Annotated in this window: 16 protein-coding genes; 13 read left to right on the forward strand and 3 right to left on the reverse strand. The window is 64.0% G+C overall.

Going from position 1 to position 13,894, the window contains the following annotated elements:
• Window positions 1-273: 273 nt before the first annotated feature.
• From yegS to AC1VXC_RS19865, 9 genes are all read left to right on the forward strand, one after another.
• Window positions 274-1,203: a lipid kinase YegS gene (gene yegS / locus AC1VXC_RS19825; RefSeq protein ID WP_481539741.1), complete on the forward strand. Its 930-nt coding sequence runs from the start codon at window positions 274-276 to the stop codon at window positions 1,201-1,203.
• Between the two features lie 185 nt (window positions 1,204-1,388).
• Window positions 1,389-2,879 carry an anthranilate synthase component I gene (gene trpE / locus AC1VXC_RS19830; RefSeq protein ID WP_481539742.1) on the forward strand — a complete coding sequence of 497 codons (1,491 nt, stop codon included), beginning with the start codon at window positions 1,389-1,391 and terminating at the stop codon, window positions 2,877-2,879.
• A 65-nt stretch (window positions 2,880-2,944) separates the two neighbouring features.
• Window positions 2,945-3,739 carry an SIMPL domain-containing protein gene (locus tag AC1VXC_RS19835; RefSeq protein WP_313495091.1) on the forward strand — a complete coding sequence of 265 codons (795 nt, stop codon included), beginning with the start codon at window positions 2,945-2,947 and terminating at the stop codon, window positions 3,737-3,739.
• Between the two features lie 3 nt (window positions 3,740-3,742).
• Complete coding sequence (locus tag AC1VXC_RS19840) at window positions 3,743-4,327, forward strand: anthranilate synthase component II (RefSeq protein ID WP_293705836.1); 585 nt, start codon at window positions 3,743-3,745, stop codon at window positions 4,325-4,327.
• On the forward strand, window positions 4,321-4,971 hold the full coding sequence (locus tag AC1VXC_RS19845; RefSeq protein WP_481539743.1) for a LysE family translocator: 651 nt from the start codon (window positions 4,321-4,323) through the stop codon (window positions 4,969-4,971). The genes AC1VXC_RS19840 and AC1VXC_RS19845 overlap by 7 nt, the downstream gene beginning before the upstream one ends.
• On the forward strand, window positions 4,968-5,480 hold the full coding sequence (locus tag AC1VXC_RS19850) for a DUF1543 domain-containing protein (protein ID WP_313170882.1): 513 nt from the start codon (window positions 4,968-4,970) through the stop codon (window positions 5,478-5,480). Before AC1VXC_RS19845 ends, AC1VXC_RS19850 begins: the two co-directional genes overlap by 4 nt.
• Window positions 5,481-5,493: 13 nt before the next feature.
• Window positions 5,494-6,531 carry an anthranilate phosphoribosyltransferase gene (trpD, locus tag AC1VXC_RS19855; protein ID WP_313495094.1) on the forward strand — a complete coding sequence of 346 codons (1,038 nt, stop codon included), beginning with the start codon at window positions 5,494-5,496 and terminating at the stop codon, window positions 6,529-6,531.
• 52 nt (window positions 6,532-6,583) lie between these two features.
• The gene (trpC, locus tag AC1VXC_RS19860) at window positions 6,584-7,378 is read left to right on the forward strand and encodes an indole-3-glycerol phosphate synthase TrpC (RefSeq protein ID WP_481539744.1); all 795 of its coding nucleotides are present in this window, start codon (window positions 6,584-6,586) and stop codon (window positions 7,376-7,378) included.
• Complete coding sequence (locus AC1VXC_RS19865) at window positions 7,375-8,097, forward strand: haloacid dehalogenase-like hydrolase (RefSeq protein WP_313170876.1); 723 nt, start codon at window positions 7,375-7,377, stop codon at window positions 8,095-8,097. The genes trpC and AC1VXC_RS19865 overlap by 4 nt, the downstream gene beginning before the upstream one ends.
• 386 nt (window positions 8,098-8,483) lie before the next feature.
• On the opposite strand, the gene AC1VXC_RS19870 is transcribed toward AC1VXC_RS19865, so the two are convergent.
• Complete coding sequence (locus AC1VXC_RS19870) at window positions 8,484-9,245, reverse strand: sulfite exporter TauE/SafE family protein (protein WP_313170874.1); 762 nt, start codon at window positions 9,243-9,245, stop codon at window positions 8,484-8,486.
• Window positions 9,246-9,771: 526 nt separating this feature from the next.
• On the reverse strand, window positions 9,772-10,461 hold the full coding sequence (crp, locus tag AC1VXC_RS19875; protein WP_313170872.1) for a cAMP-activated global transcriptional regulator CRP: 690 nt from the start codon (window positions 10,459-10,461) through the stop codon (window positions 9,772-9,774).
• Between the two features lie 150 nt (window positions 10,462-10,611).
• On the opposite strand from crp, the gene speD reads away from it, so the two are divergent.
• Both speD and AC1VXC_RS19885 read left to right on the forward strand, forming a co-directional pair.
• A complete protein-coding gene (gene speD, locus AC1VXC_RS19880; RefSeq protein ID WP_313170870.1) occupies window positions 10,612-11,406 on the forward strand; it encodes an adenosylmethionine decarboxylase in 795 nt (264 codons plus the stop codon).
• A gap of 142 nt (window positions 11,407-11,548) precedes the next feature.
• Complete coding sequence (locus AC1VXC_RS19885) at window positions 11,549-11,863, forward strand: DMT family transporter (protein ID WP_312370866.1); 315 nt, start codon at window positions 11,549-11,551, stop codon at window positions 11,861-11,863.
• Window positions 11,864-12,009: 146 nt separating this feature from the next.
• Here AC1VXC_RS19885 and coq7 read toward each other — a convergent pair whose 3' ends face one another.
• The gene (gene coq7 / locus AC1VXC_RS19890) at window positions 12,010-12,654 is read right to left on the reverse strand and encodes a 2-polyprenyl-3-methyl-6-methoxy-1,4-benzoquinone monooxygenase (protein WP_481527499.1); all 645 of its coding nucleotides are present in this window, start codon (window positions 12,652-12,654) and stop codon (window positions 12,010-12,012) included.
• Window positions 12,655-12,859: 205 nt separating this feature from the next.
• Here coq7 and rplM point away from each other — a divergent pair, with 205 nt between their 5' ends.
• Window positions 12,860-13,288, forward strand: a complete 429-nt coding sequence (gene rplM / locus AC1VXC_RS19895; protein WP_312370871.1) for a 50S ribosomal protein L13 — start codon at window positions 12,860-12,862, stop codon at window positions 13,286-13,288.
• A 2-nt stretch (window positions 13,289-13,290) separates the two neighbouring features.
• Window positions 13,291-13,683, forward strand: a complete 393-nt coding sequence (gene rpsI / locus AC1VXC_RS19900) for a 30S ribosomal protein S9 (RefSeq protein WP_303748658.1) — start codon at window positions 13,291-13,293, stop codon at window positions 13,681-13,683.
• Window positions 13,684-13,894 lie beyond the last annotated feature (211 nt).

Genomic DNA, 13,894 nt, shown 5'->3' on the forward strand with positions numbered 1-13,894 from the left:
CCCAATGGGGGGGGTGGGGTTGGCCCGTCCTCTGTGTTTTTGGGGTTCCAGCGGTGTACCCCCTCCCCGAGTGGGGGGGGCCTCTACCGGTGAAGCGAAAAAAAAGCCGCAACGTCGCCGTTGCGGCCGGGGAATCATCGGAGGCTGATCCTGCCTCCATCCATCGTCCTTGCTATGGCCTTTCATTCTCCGGATGCGCTGTGACAACACAGTGACATTCACCCGCCTGCAGCAATCCCCTTGCTAGGCTGCGCGCCTTCCCTGGAGATCCGCATGCAAGCAGCGCCCTGGTACCTGATCCTCAATGGCAAATCCGCTGGCGACGATGCCGTGCGCGATGCAGTGGCGCAGATGCGGGAAAAAGGGCAGGGTCTGCAGGTGCGGGTGACCTGGGAAGCCGGTGACGCCGAACGCTATGTGCGCGAAGCCATCGCCGCGCAGGCGCAGCTGCTGATTGCGGGCGGCGGCGACGGCACCTTGAGCGAAGTCGCCGAGGCGCTGGCGCACACGGGGCAGGATGCGGCGCGATTGCCGGCCTTGGCCTTGCTGCCACTGGGTACCGCCAACGACTTCGCCACCGCTGCCGGCATTCCGCTCGAACCGTTGCCGGCATTGCAGCTGCCAGCACATACGCAGGCGCGTGCCATCGACCTGCTGCGTGTCGAGGGTGATGGCAAGGTGCACTGGTGTGCCAACCTGGCCAGCGGCGGCTTTGGCACCGAAGTGACGGTGGAAACCCATGAGGGCCTGAAGAAGATGCTCGGTGGCCTGGCTTACGTGATCACCGGGATCGGCAAGCTCGGGCGGATCGAGCCGATCCAGGCACGCATCCGTGGCGAGGATTTCGAATGGCAGGGCGGTTTCATCGCACTTGGTATCGGCAATGGCCGCCAGGCCGGAGGCGGCCAGCAGCTATGCCCCGATGCGCTGTTGGATGACGGGTTGCTGGACCTGACCATCATTCCGGAGCTGTCCGGCGAACTGATGACCACCCTCGGCACCTTGTTCAGCGAAGGCAAGCATGCGGCGCTGGAGCAGGTGGCTGAACGTGCACGGCTGCGCGAGCTGTGGATCGAGGCCGAGCAGCCGCTGACCCTGAATCTGGACGGTGAACCGCTGCAGGCCCGACGCTTCCATATCCAGTGCGTGGCCGGGCGGGTACGCATGCATCTGCCGGCCGCAACAGCCCTGCTGGGCAGCTGAATCGTTGCCGCTGCAAGCAAATCCCCATGCTGCGGATGCACACCGGGCGCCAATCTTGCGGTAGAGTGGCCCGGTGCCCATTCTGACGACCAAGCGTTCCCTTTCTTCCGCTCGCTGCTGGTGGCGATGGTGGCCCGTTGCCGTCGTCCGTACCGCCACCGTCGATTCCCGGAAGGAAAGCCGTCTTGATCACGCAAGAGCAGTTCCAGCAGCTGGCCGCTGAAGGCCACAGCGCACACCCGCATAATTTCGTCCCCGTCGTCCGTGAAGTGCTGTCCGACCTGGACACGCCGCTTTCGGTCTACCTGAAGCTCGCCGACGGCCCCTATACCTATCTGTTCGAATCGGTCGAAGGCGGCGAACGCTTCGGGCGTTATTCCATCATCGGCCTGCCGGCACGCCGCATCTACAGCTTCCGCGAGCATACGCTGGAGGTCAGCGAGCTGGGCGAAGTGGTGGAGCGTCGCGAGGTGGCCGACCCGCTAGCCGAGGTGGAAGTGCTGCGCAAGCAGTACTCGGTGCCGCAGTTGGATGGCCTGCCGGGCTTCACTGGCGGTCTGGTCGGCTGGTTCGGCTTCGAGTGCATCCAGTACATCGAACCGCACCTGGGCGCGGGCGAAAAGCCCGACGAACTCGGTACGCCCGACATCCTGTTGATGCTGTCCGAAGAGCTGGCGGTATTCGACAACCTCAAGGGCCGCCTGTACCTGATCGTGCATGCCGACCCGGCGCAGCCGCAGGCCTGGGCGCGCGCGAACCGTCGCCTCGATGAGCTGGCGCACCGCCTGCGTCAGGGCGGTGCCGGTTACCCGCAATCGCAGGTTTCCGATGCCATCGACGAGCAGGATTTCCAGTCCTCGTTCACCCGCGAGGAATACCATGCGGTGGTGCGCAAGGCGCAGGAATACGTGCGTGCCGGCGATATCTTCCAGGTGGTGCCGAGCCAGCGCCTGCGCGTGCCGTTCCGTGCGCGGCCGATCGATGTCTACCGCGCGCTGCGCGCGTTGAATCCGTCGCCGTACATGTATTTCATCGATGTTGGCGGCACCCAGGTGGTCGGCTCCTCGCCGGAGATCCTGGCGCGGCTGCGCGATGGCATCGTCACCGTGCGCCCGATCGCCGGCACCCGCCCGCGCGGCGCCACGCCGGAGCTGGACAAGGCCTTGGAAGTCGAGCTGCTGGCCGATCCCAAGGAGCGCGCCGAGCACGTGATGCTGATCGATCTGGGGCGCAACGATGTCGGCCGCGTCGCCGAACCGGGCACGGTCAAGGTCGGCGAGCAGTTCGTGATCGAGCGCTACAGCCATGTCATGCATATCGTCAGCGAAGTGACCGGCACCTTGAAGGCCGGGCTGAGCTACAGCGATGTGATGCGCGCGACCTTCCCGGCCGGCACCGTCAGCGGCGCGCCGAAGATCCGCGCGCTGGAGATCATCCGCGAGCTGGAGCCGGTCAAGCGCAATGTCTATTCGGGCGCGGTCGGTTACATCGGCTGGAACGGCGATGCTGATACCGCCATCGCCATCCGCACCGCGGTGATCCAGGACGGTTACCTGTACGTGCAGGCAGGCGGCGGCGTGGTCTATGACTCGGATCCGGATGCCGAGTGGCAGGAAACCATGAACAAGGGCCGCGCGCTGTTCCGTGCGGTGGCGCAGGCGGCGAAGGGTTTGTAAGCCGCGTTTCGCATGTTGGTTTCAACGATTGCAGATGTTTCTCTCACCATGACAAGGAGTGCCGCATGAAGTTGCCCCGCATGTTGCTGTGGTCATCGCTGCTGGTTGCCGCTGTTCCGCAGGCGTGGGCGCAGGCCAACTCCATTCCGTCACAGCCGCACCTGTTGGTGAAGGGCGATGCCAGCCGCAAGGTGATGCCGGACCGCTTCGTGGTGAAGATCGCATTGGAGTCGGTGGATATGCAGACCGACATCGCCCGTCGCAAGGTTCAGGCCAATGCAGAGCGGGTCTTGAACCTGTTTTCCAAGCACGGTGCCATTGCCGAAACCGTGCGCCTGGATAACCTGAGCATCGCGCCATCAACCCGTTACAAGGACGATGAAGAGGTGTTTGTGGGCACCGCCGTCAGCCGGGATATGGAAGGTGCCTTCGAAAAGCCGGAGCAGTTGCAGGCGTTTCTGGGCGATCTGAACGCCAGCAGCGAGGTGCAGGTGCGCACTACGAGGCCGGTGTATTCGGGCGAAGCGCGGTTGCGGGGCCAGCTCAAGGCCGAAGCTGCTGCGCAGACGCGCGCCTCCGCCAAGGGGCTGGCCGATGCCTACGGCGCGAAGATCACCGGCCTTTACACGATCTCAGATGTTGCCCCCAGTTTCGCCTACGGTGTGCAGGCGGGCAGTTGGTCGAATGCAAACATGGCGGACGTCTTCCATAGGGAGAATGATTCGCTGGATCGGGTGCAGGTCACCGGCAGCCGCAATGACGTTCATGCGGCCCCGGCGCCTGGCGAACAATTAGTAGCCGGGCCTATCACCTACACCGAAAACGTCTACGCCATATTCCTGATTAGCGATGGAAACTGAACCATGCTGTTGATGATCGACAACTACGACAGCTTCACCTTCAACCTCGTGCAATACCTGCAGATGCTGGGTGCCGAAGTGAAGGTGGTGCGCAATGACGCGATGAGCGTCGCCGAGATCGCCGCGCTCAAGCCTTCGCACATCGTGGTATCGCCCGGCCCGAAGACGCCGAACGAGGCCGGTGTGTCGCTGGAGGTGATCCGCCAGCTAGGCCCCAGCATTCCGCTGTTCGGTGTATGCCTGGGCCATCAGGCCATCGGCCAGATCTATGGCGGTGACGTGATCCGCGCCAGCAACATCATGCACGGGAAGGTGTCGCCGATCCGGCATGAAGGCAAGGGCGTATTCGCCGGCCTGCCGGACCGTTACGAAGCCACTCGCTACCACTCGCTGGTGGTGGACAAGAACACGCTGCCGGCAGCATTGGAAATCACCGCCTGGACCGAGAATCCGGACGGTTCGATGGAAGAGATCATGGGCCTGCGCCACCGCGAGTACCCGGTCGAGGGCGTGCAGTTCCACCCCGAATCCATCCTTACCCAGCACGGCCATGCGCTGATGAAGAACTTCCTGGACCGCACATGTTGATCGAGCCGAGCCAGCTGCTGCTGTTCATGCTGGCCGGCTGGTTGCTCAACCTGACGCCGGGCCCGGATGTGCTGTACATCATCAGCCGCTCGCTGCGTGGCGGCCGCCGCGCCGGTTTCGCCGCCATTGCCGGCATCAGTGCCGGTTGTCTGGTGCATGTGGCGCTGGCGTCGCTGGGTCTGGGTGTGTTGCTGGCGACCTCGGCTACCTTGTTCACGGTGATCAAGTGGATCGGCGCGGCCTACCTGTTGTGGGTGGGCGTGCGCCTGCTGCGCAACACCGGTAAATCGACCTTGCAGGCCGATATCGCCGCCAGCAGCGGCAGTGCCGGTTCGTGGTGGCAGGTATTCGCCGGTGGCTTCCTGACCAATGTGTTGAACCCGAAAGTGGTGCTGTTCTTCCTGGCGTTCCTGCCGCAGTTCATCGCGCCGTCGGTGCAGAACAAGCCGTTGGCGTTCGCGCTGCTGGGCCTGATCTTCATGGTCAACGCGCTGCCGATCAATGCCGCTTACGTGCTGGCAGCCGATCGTGTGCGCAGCAGCCGTTGGGCCGCGCGTGGCATGCAGTGGCTGGACAAGCTGGCAGGCGTGCTGTTTATCGGCTTCGGCCTGCGTCTGGCACTTACCGCGAGGCCGACGCCGTGAGCCTGGAAGATTTCCGCCTGTTCGTGGTGATGCTCGGTGGCCGCCATGCGCGTGCCAATACCGAAGTGCACGACGTGGTGTTCGGGGTTGGCCCGACTATCGAGCAGACCTACCCGCAGTTGCGCCAGCAATGGTTCGGCGAGGCTGCAGGCCTGCATCTGGATTCATGGATGACGGTCGATGGCGTCGACGACTGGCAGGTGCGCATCTGCGATGACGCGCCTGCGGCCGACGCGCCGACCTTGTTCTTCGTCAACCTCGGCGGTTACGTCGAAGGCGAGTTCGGCGAAGCGCATCGCTATCTGCTGGTGGTCGCTGCTGATGCGGCCGAAGCCAAGCGCAAGGCGCTGGCGCAGGCCGAGGCGCAGTGGATCAAGCCGCACCGCGATGCCCTGCTGGAAGTGGACAACTGCCTGCCGGTCGGGCCGATCGGTGGCCTGCACGTGCAGTTGCTACGTGGCGCGCACGCCGGCATCCACAGCCAAAGCGACTACATCGTTATTTCCTGATTCTGGAGTTGTCATGACCATCACCGCGCAGGAAGCCCTGCAACGCACCATCGAACACCGCGAGATCTTCTTCGACGAGATGGTCGACCTGATGCGGCAGATCATGCGTGGCGAGATATCGCCGACCATGACCTCGGCCATCCTCACTGGCCTGCGCGTTAAAAAGGAAACCGTCGGCGAGATTGCCGGCGCGGCCACGGTGATGCGCGAGTTCGCGCGCCCGGTGCAGGTCGCCGACAAGACCCATCTGGTCGACATCGTCGGCACCGGTGGCGATGGCTCGCATACCTTCAACATCTCCACCTGCTCGATGTTCGTGGTCGCTGCTGCTGGCGCCAAGGTCGCAAAGCACGGCAACCGCAGCGTGTCGTCCAAGTCCGGCAGCGCCGATGCGGTGGAAGCGCTGGGCGCGGTGATCGAGCTGCAGCCCGAGCAGGTTGCACAAGCCATCGAGCAGACCGGCATCGGTTTCATGTTCGCGCCGATGCACCACCCGGCAATGAAGGTGGTCGCGCCGGTACGCCGAGAAATGGGTGTGCGCACCATCTTCAACATCCTCGGCCCGCTGACCAATCCGGTTGGCGCCACCAATATCCTGATGGGCGTGTTCCACCCGGATCTGGTCGGCATCCAGGCACGCGTGCTGCGCGAGCTCGGTGCCGAGCGTGCGCTGGTGGTGTGGGGCCGCGACAACATGGACGAGATCTCGCTCGGTGCCGGCACCCTGGTGGGTGAGCTGCGCGACGGCAAGGTGCGCGAGTACGAGATTCATCCGGAGGACTTCGGCATCGCCATGTCGGCCAGCCGCAACCTCAAGGTGGAAAACCCGGAAGAGTCCATCGCCATGCTGCGCGCGGTGCTGGACAACCAGCCGGGCCCGGCCAACGATATCGTCGCGCTCAATGCTGGTGCCGCGCTGTATGTGGCCGGTGTCGCCGACAGCATCGCCGACGGCCTGGCCCGCGCCCGCGCGGTGATTGCCGACGGCAGCGCCCGCGCACGCATGCAGCAGTACGTTGCCGCCAGCCGCGTGCTGGCCGGCAATCCCTGATAATCCCCCAATCACCCGCGTCAGCAACGCCCGTCTTCCAGGAAGCAGATCCATGAGCGACATCCTCAACACCATCCTCGCCCGCAAAGTGCAGGAGGTAGCGGAGCGCAGCGCCAACGTGCCGCTGGCCGAGTTGAGGGCGCGTCTGGCCGATGCCTCGCCGGTACGCGGCTTCGCCAATGCGCTGAACGCGGCGATTGCCAATGGTGACCCGGCGGTGATTGCCGAGGTAAAGAAGGCCAGCCCGTCCAAGGGCGTGATCCGCCCGGATTTCCATCCGGCCGATATCGCGGTGAGCTATGAGTTCGGCGGCGCCAGCTGCCTGTCGGTGCTGACCGATGTGGATTTCTTCCAGGGCGCAGACCTGTATCTGCGCCAGGCCCGCGACGCCTGCACGCTGCCGGTGCTGCGCAAGGACTTCGTCATCGACCCGTACCAGGTCTATGAGGCGCGCGTGCTCGGTGCCGACTGCATCCTGCTGATCGTCTCGGCGCTGGATGATCGCCAGCTGGCCGAGCTGTCGGATCTGGCCATGCAACTGGGAATGGATGTGCTGGTGGAAGTGCACGATATCGACGAGCTGGAGCGCGCCATCCAGGTGCCGGTGCCGCTGGTCGGCATCAACAACCGCAACCTGCGCACCTTCGAGGTGTCGCTGGACAATACGCTGTCGATGAAGGACGCAGTGCCGCGCGACCGCCTGCTGGTCACCGAGAGCGGCATCATGGGCCCGGCCGACGTCGCCCTGATGCGCGATGCCGGGGTCAATGCCTTCCTGGTCGGCGAGACCTTCATGCGCGTCGAAGAGCCGGGCGAGGGCCTGCGTCAGCTATTCTTCCCGACATGACTGATCCCTACCCGAACCCGCGTGACGACGCGCAACTGGTCGTCTTCGACTTCGATCACACCCTGTACGACGGCGATTCCGGCAGCCACCTGTTCGCGTGGCTGATCAAGCGCAATCCCCTGAGGCTGTTGGTCGCCATCCTCGCCACGCCGCTGCTGGGGCCGCTGGTAGCGATGCTGCCGACGCGTCGATTTGGCATTTCCGGCTATGTCTGGATCGCCACCTTCGGCCTGCACCAGGCGCGTGAGTTCAACAAGGTGATCGACCAGTACGTGCTCAAGCACGAGGACGAGATCCGCCAGCACCTGCTGCCGCATGCCTTGCAGGTATTCGCCGCGCACCGTCGTGCCGGCGACCGGGTGATCGTAGCCACCGGCGCACCGCCGGAGCTGGCCCGCGCCATCCTCGCCTTCGTGGCCGAACAGGGCGTGCCGGTGATCGGCAGCGAAGTGGGGCCGCGCATGGGCGCGATGGGTGCCACCCGCCACTGCCACAACGAAGAAAAGATGCGCATGCTGCGCGAGCGCGGCTATGGCGACATTGCCATCGCCTACTCCGACAGCACCGCCGACCTGCCGCTGCTCAAGGCCGCCAAGGCGCCGGTAGTGGTCAACCCCAAGCATTCGCGGGTGGCGTACTTCGGCAAGGTATTGCCGGCCGGCACCCCGATCCTCAACTGGGGCTGCCCGGGGCGCGGCGGCAAGCCGCTGCCCAAGTAATCCATAGCGGGGCAAGCAACGATCCAGCCGGAGCCGGCATCCCTTCTCCCGTTTACGGGAGAAAGTGCCCGAAGAGCCTGCCCCCGCGAAGGCGGGGGGCGGATGAGGGGGCTTTTGACGCACCTGGAGAGCCTGCCGGAGCCGACATCCCTTCTCCCGCAAGCGGGGTTAAGAACAGGCGTTTACGAGGCAAAGGCTCGTGACTGTTCGTACGCCCCGCGTGCTACGCGGGGCCGGGGCGCGGAGCGAGGTGCCCGGAGGGCGGATGAGGGGGCTCTTGAGGCTTTAAGGCAAAGTCAAAAGCTCCCCTCACCCCAACCCCTCTCCCGCAAGCGGGAGAGGGGCTCCGAATGTCCGCGCGAAGTCTGGTGGAGCAGTGCCAAGCCTCAAGCACCCCGCAGCTTCACCACCGCCATTCCAATCTGGAACAGGCTGATCGACAGCACCAGTACGCCGACGGCGATCAGCACCCAGCGCTCCTTGACCCGCTTCACCAACAGGGCCGCCACCGGTGCGGCCATCATGCCGCCGACCAGCAGGCCGGCGACGATGGACAGGTGCTGCAAACCCATCGACAGCAGGAAGGTGGCCGAGATCGACAGGGTCACCACGAACTCGGCTGCGTTGACCGAGCCAATCGTGGTGCGGGCCTGGCCGCCACGGGCCAGCAGGGTGGAGGTGGCCACCGGCCCCCAGCCGCCACCGCCGGTGGCGTCCAGCAGGCCGGCGAAGAAGCCCAGGACCGGAACCCGTTTCACTTCCTGCTTGGCCACGAACCTGCCCGCCGCACGGGCCAGGATGAAGATCGCCAGCACCAGCAGGTAGAGGTAGATGAACGGCCGCACGACGTCGCCGGGCAGCTGCGTAAGCACGTAGGCACCGATCGCCCCGCCAATGGCACCGGGCACCGCCAGGCGGAAGAACAGGCGTTTATCCACGTTGCCGGCAACCAGGTGCGAGACCCCCGAAGCACCGGTGGTGAACACTTCTGCGGTATGGATGCTAGCGCTGACCGCCGCTGGCGGCAGCCCCATGCTCAGCAGTACCGACGACGAGATCAGCCCGAACGCCATGCCCAGTGCGCCATCCACCAGCTGCGCACCCAGGCCGATCAGGATGAACCAGTAAAATTCATTGCCAAATTCCATTCCCCAAGACTGCGGGCCACAGCTGGGCAGGTCAAGGAAAGCTACATCGGTAAGTAATGGTTTGGGTTGATTCCTGACCCGTATCAGCGCCGAATGGACGCTAATTCACGGCTATGTCGGCGAAATGTCCACGCCCCCTGGGTTGTTGGAATGACGTTCCGGGGGGGGCTGCATCGAGCCATTGCGGGATCCTGGTCTTCGCAAGGGTGAATGAGATTATTGGCGCCGACAGACATCACACTTTGACCGCGTAGCCCGGGTAAGCGCAGCGCACCCGGGAAGCAGGCAAGGCAGGGTGCCTGGCGGAATCGTCACCAATGCGCGAAGAGCCCCGGGTGCGCGTTGCTTACCCGGGCTACCAGAGCGCTGGCAAAGGGCTTTCCCGAGGTAGATCAGTCCAGAGAGCCCCCTTTGGTAAAGGGGGGGCGTGCCGACAGGCGCGGGGAATGGGGAGCTGATGAGCCGGGGCCCATGGTTTGCCCCGCAAACCATGGGGTTGATACGTGAATACGTATCAGCGCGGGTGCTACCGCGTCCCGTAAAGCACCACGGTCTTGCCGCGGGCATGCAGCAGGCCGTCGGCCTGGAGCTTCTTCAGCACGCGGCCGGCCATCTCCCGCGAGCAACCCACCAGGCGGGCGATCTCCTGGCGGGAGACGCGTAGCTGGGTGCCTTGCGGATGGCTCATCGATTCCGGTTCCTTGGACAGGTCGTGCAAGGTGCGGATGATGCGGTCGGTCACGTCCAAGAAGGCCAGGCGGCTGGCCTTGCGGCTGGTGTGCAGCAGGCGGCGGGAGATCTGCGAGCCGATGGCGTACAGCAGTTTGGGCGCGTCCACGGACAGCGGGCCCAGGAACAGCTGATGCAGGCGCTCGTAGCTGATTTCAGCCAGCTCGCAGGGGGTGCGGGTGCGCAGGATGACCTCGCGCTTGTCCGACTCGATGAACAGGCCCATCTCGCCGACGAACTCGCCGGCACCGAAGTAACCCAGGACCAGTTCACGGTCGTCGTCTTCCTCGGCAATGATACTGACGGAGCCGCTGATCACGTAATACATGGTCCCCGCGGGGTCGCCCGGGCGGAACACATCCGTCCGCGCCGGGTAGCGGCGGCGGTGGCTGTGGGCCAGAAAGCGGTCGATGGTAGCGATATCCAGCGCCAGCGGGCTGGAGGCAAGACGCACGTTAGACACGGTGGTGGCGTTACCTAGGCTCATGATGGCGTTCACAGTTTGGATGAACTTGCTTAATGGGCAAGCTTAACGAGGCCGAGCATAAGGGGCAAACGGGCATAAAGGAGCAAGTATCACAGCGCCCCACTTTGCCCCATACTTCCGCCTTTCCCACCATCTACAGGATCGACCGCCGTGGTCAAGCCGTTGCCTCGCCTGAGGTTGCAAGGATTCAACAACCTCACCAAGGCCTTGAGCTTCAACATTTATGACGTCTGCTATGCGCGTACCGAAGAGGAGCGCCAGCGTTATATCGAGTACATCGACGAGGAATACAACGCCGATCGTCTCACGCAGATCCTCACCGATGTGGCTGAGATCATTGGTGCGAACATCCTGAATATCGCGCGTCAGGATTACGACCCGCAGGGTGCCTCGGTCACAATTCTCATTTCCGAGGAGCCGGTGATCGACAAGAAGGCCGCTGGCAAGGAGTTGATCTCCGACGCCGTGGTCGCGCACATGGACAAGTCGCACATCACCGTGCACACCTATCCGGAAACGCATCCGCAGGAAGGTATCGCCACGTTCCGTGCCGACATCGATGTGGCCACCTGTGGCGTGATCTCGCCGCTGAAGGCGCTGAACTACCTGATCGAGAGTCTGGAATCGGACATCGTGATCATGGATTACCGCGTGCGTGGCTTCACCCGTGACATCAAGGGCAAGAAGCACTACATCGACCACAAGATCAATTCGATCCAGAACTTCCTGGCCAAGAACATCAAGTCGCGTTACGAGATGTTCGATGTCAACGTCTATCAGGAAAACATCTTCCACACCAAGATGCACCTGAAGGACTTCGACCTGGACCAGTACCTGTTCGAAGAGAAGGCCAAGAACCTGTCGTTCAAGGAACGCATGAAGATCGAGGCGCTGCTGCGCCGCGAGATCGAAGAGCTGTTCCACGGTCGCAACCTGGCCGAATAAGCACTAACTGCGCAGCGCCGGCTTGCCGGTTCTGCGCAACAACAGGCGGGACGGCCCGCCCTGCAGTGATGCAGACGTTTGTCGACGGCGGCTCGGTGCTCATGCATCGGGCCGTCGTGTTTTCATGTAAAGGAAGTTGGCGATGCCCTGGATCTACCTGCTGCTGGCGGGCCTGTTCGAGATCGGTTTTGCGCTGGGCCTGAAGTACAGCGAAGGTTTCACCCGGCTCTGGCCGAGTGCGTTCACCGTGGTGTTTGCCGGCATCAGCCTGTGGCTGCTGACCCAGGCATTGCGCACGATCCCGGTAGGCACCGGCTATGCGGTCTGGACCGGGATTGGCGCCGTTGGCGTGGCCATTGCCGGTCTGATCCTGTTTGGCGACAGCGCGAGCTGGCCACGGCTGCTGTGCATCGGTCTGATCGTGACCGGCGTGATCGGCTTGAAGCTGGTCAGCTGAGACCAGGGTTGAGGTAGTGCCGAGCCATGCTCGGCAGAGGCTTTTGGCAAAAATCCATCCCATGTAGTGCCGAGCCATGCTCGGCAGAGGCTTTCCCGGTAAGACCCAGCCGAGCATGGCTCGGCTCTACAGGTGGTGGTGGTGCGCTACATCCGGTAGGCCACGGCCTTCATCGCCTTGGAGGCCAGTGCCATCATCGACGGGATCGGGAACGGCAGCTTGCGCGCGCCGGCATGTTCGGCGTGCTCGGCGTGGCGTGCTTCGTCGAGCTTCATCACCTTGAGGATCTCGCGGCTGCGCTGGTCGGCCGCCGGCAGGGTCTGCAGGTGCTCGTCCAGGTGCGCTTCCACCTGGCGCTCGGTCTCCACCACGAAGCCAAGGTTCCAGCCATCACCGCGCAGGCCGGCGAGCGTGCCGATGGTGTAGCTGCCGGCATACCAGAGCGGGTTGAACAGGCTGGGGCGGCTGTCCAGCTCGCGCAGGCGGTCGGCGCACCAGCTCAGGTGATCGGTCTCTTCCTGCGCGGCATCGAGCAGGTGCGCGCGGGTAGCCGGGTCGCGGGCGACCGCCGCCTGGCCGAAGTACAGGCCCTGCGCGCAGACTTCGCCTACATGGTTGATCCGCATCAGCCCCGCCGCATGGCGGGCTTCAGCCGGTTCCAGCACCACCTCGGGGGTGTCGCCGGCCGGGTTGGGGCGGGCCGCCGGCGGGTTGCCGAATACCGTGTCCAGGGCGCGCTGGGCTTCAGTCAGCAGGTGGTCCAGGGGCGTGTGTACGCGGGTGGGGGTCATGGCGGAGCGTTGCAGTGGGGTAGGCCCGATTCTCGCCGCTGGCCTGCGGCCTGCCAAGGCTGGGGCAGGGTGCCGTTCAGGGGCTGAGTTGCGCCAGGCGCCTGAGGCCAGTACAATCCCGCCTCTTCTGTTTCACCTTCACAACGCGTGGCAAAGTTCCGGTGGTTCATCTCGCCGCAATCAGCCCGACCTACCTGAGTTCTTTATGAGCACTTTCACTGCAAAGAACGAGACCGTCCAGCGCGACTGGTACCTCGTTGACGCCGCCGGCAAGACGCTGGGCCGTCTGTCCACCGAGCTGGCTCGCCGCCTGCGTGGCAAGCACAAGCCGGTCTACACCCCGCATGTTGACACCGGTGATTACCTGGTCGTCATCAATGCCGACAAGATTGCCGTAACCGGCAAGAAGCTGAAGGACAAGAAGTACCATCGCTTCACCGGCTACATCGGTAACCTGAAGACCGAATCCCTGGAGCAGGCGCTGGAGCGTCACCCGGAGCGCGTGATCGAGATCGCGGTCAAGGGCATGCTGCCGAAGGGCCCGCTGGGTCGTCAGATGTACCGCAAGCTCAAGGTCTACGCCGGCACTGAGCATCCGCACGCCGCACAGCAGCCGCAGGTTCTGGATATCTAATCATGGCTATCACTCAAAACTACGGCACTGGCCGCCGCAAGTCCTCCACCGCTCGCGTGTTCCTGCGCAAGGGCACTGGCAAGATCACCGTCAATGGCCGTCCGCTGGACGAGTTCTTTGGCCGTGAGACCGCACGCATGATCGTGCGTCAGCCGCTGGAACTGACCCAGAACACCGAAAGCTTTGACATCCTGGTCACTGCTGCCGGCGGCGGCACCACCGGCCAGGCCGGTGCGATCCGTCTGGGCATCGCCCGTGCGCTGGTCGAGTACGACGAAACCCTGAAGTCCGAGCTGCGCAAGGCTGGCTTCATGACCCGTGACGCCCGTGAAGTCGAGCGTAAGAAGGTCGGCCTGCACAAGGCACGTCGCGCCACCCAGTTCTCCAAGCGTTAATCGCTTCGGGGTGGGGTTCTTCGGAATCCCACTGGGAAAGCAAAAGCCCGGCCTTGGCCGGGCTTTTGTCGTTTTGGGGGTTGGAGATTGGGGATTGGGGTTGGGGGTTCTGCGGGGTAAAAGCCGGGGATGAGGCCAAAGCCCAAAGCCCAAAGCCCAAAGCCCAAAGCCCAAAGCCCAAAGCCCAAAGCCCCAAGCCCCACCCCCGACC

It is taken from the genome of Stenotrophomonas sp. STEN033 (assembly GCF_056856655.1).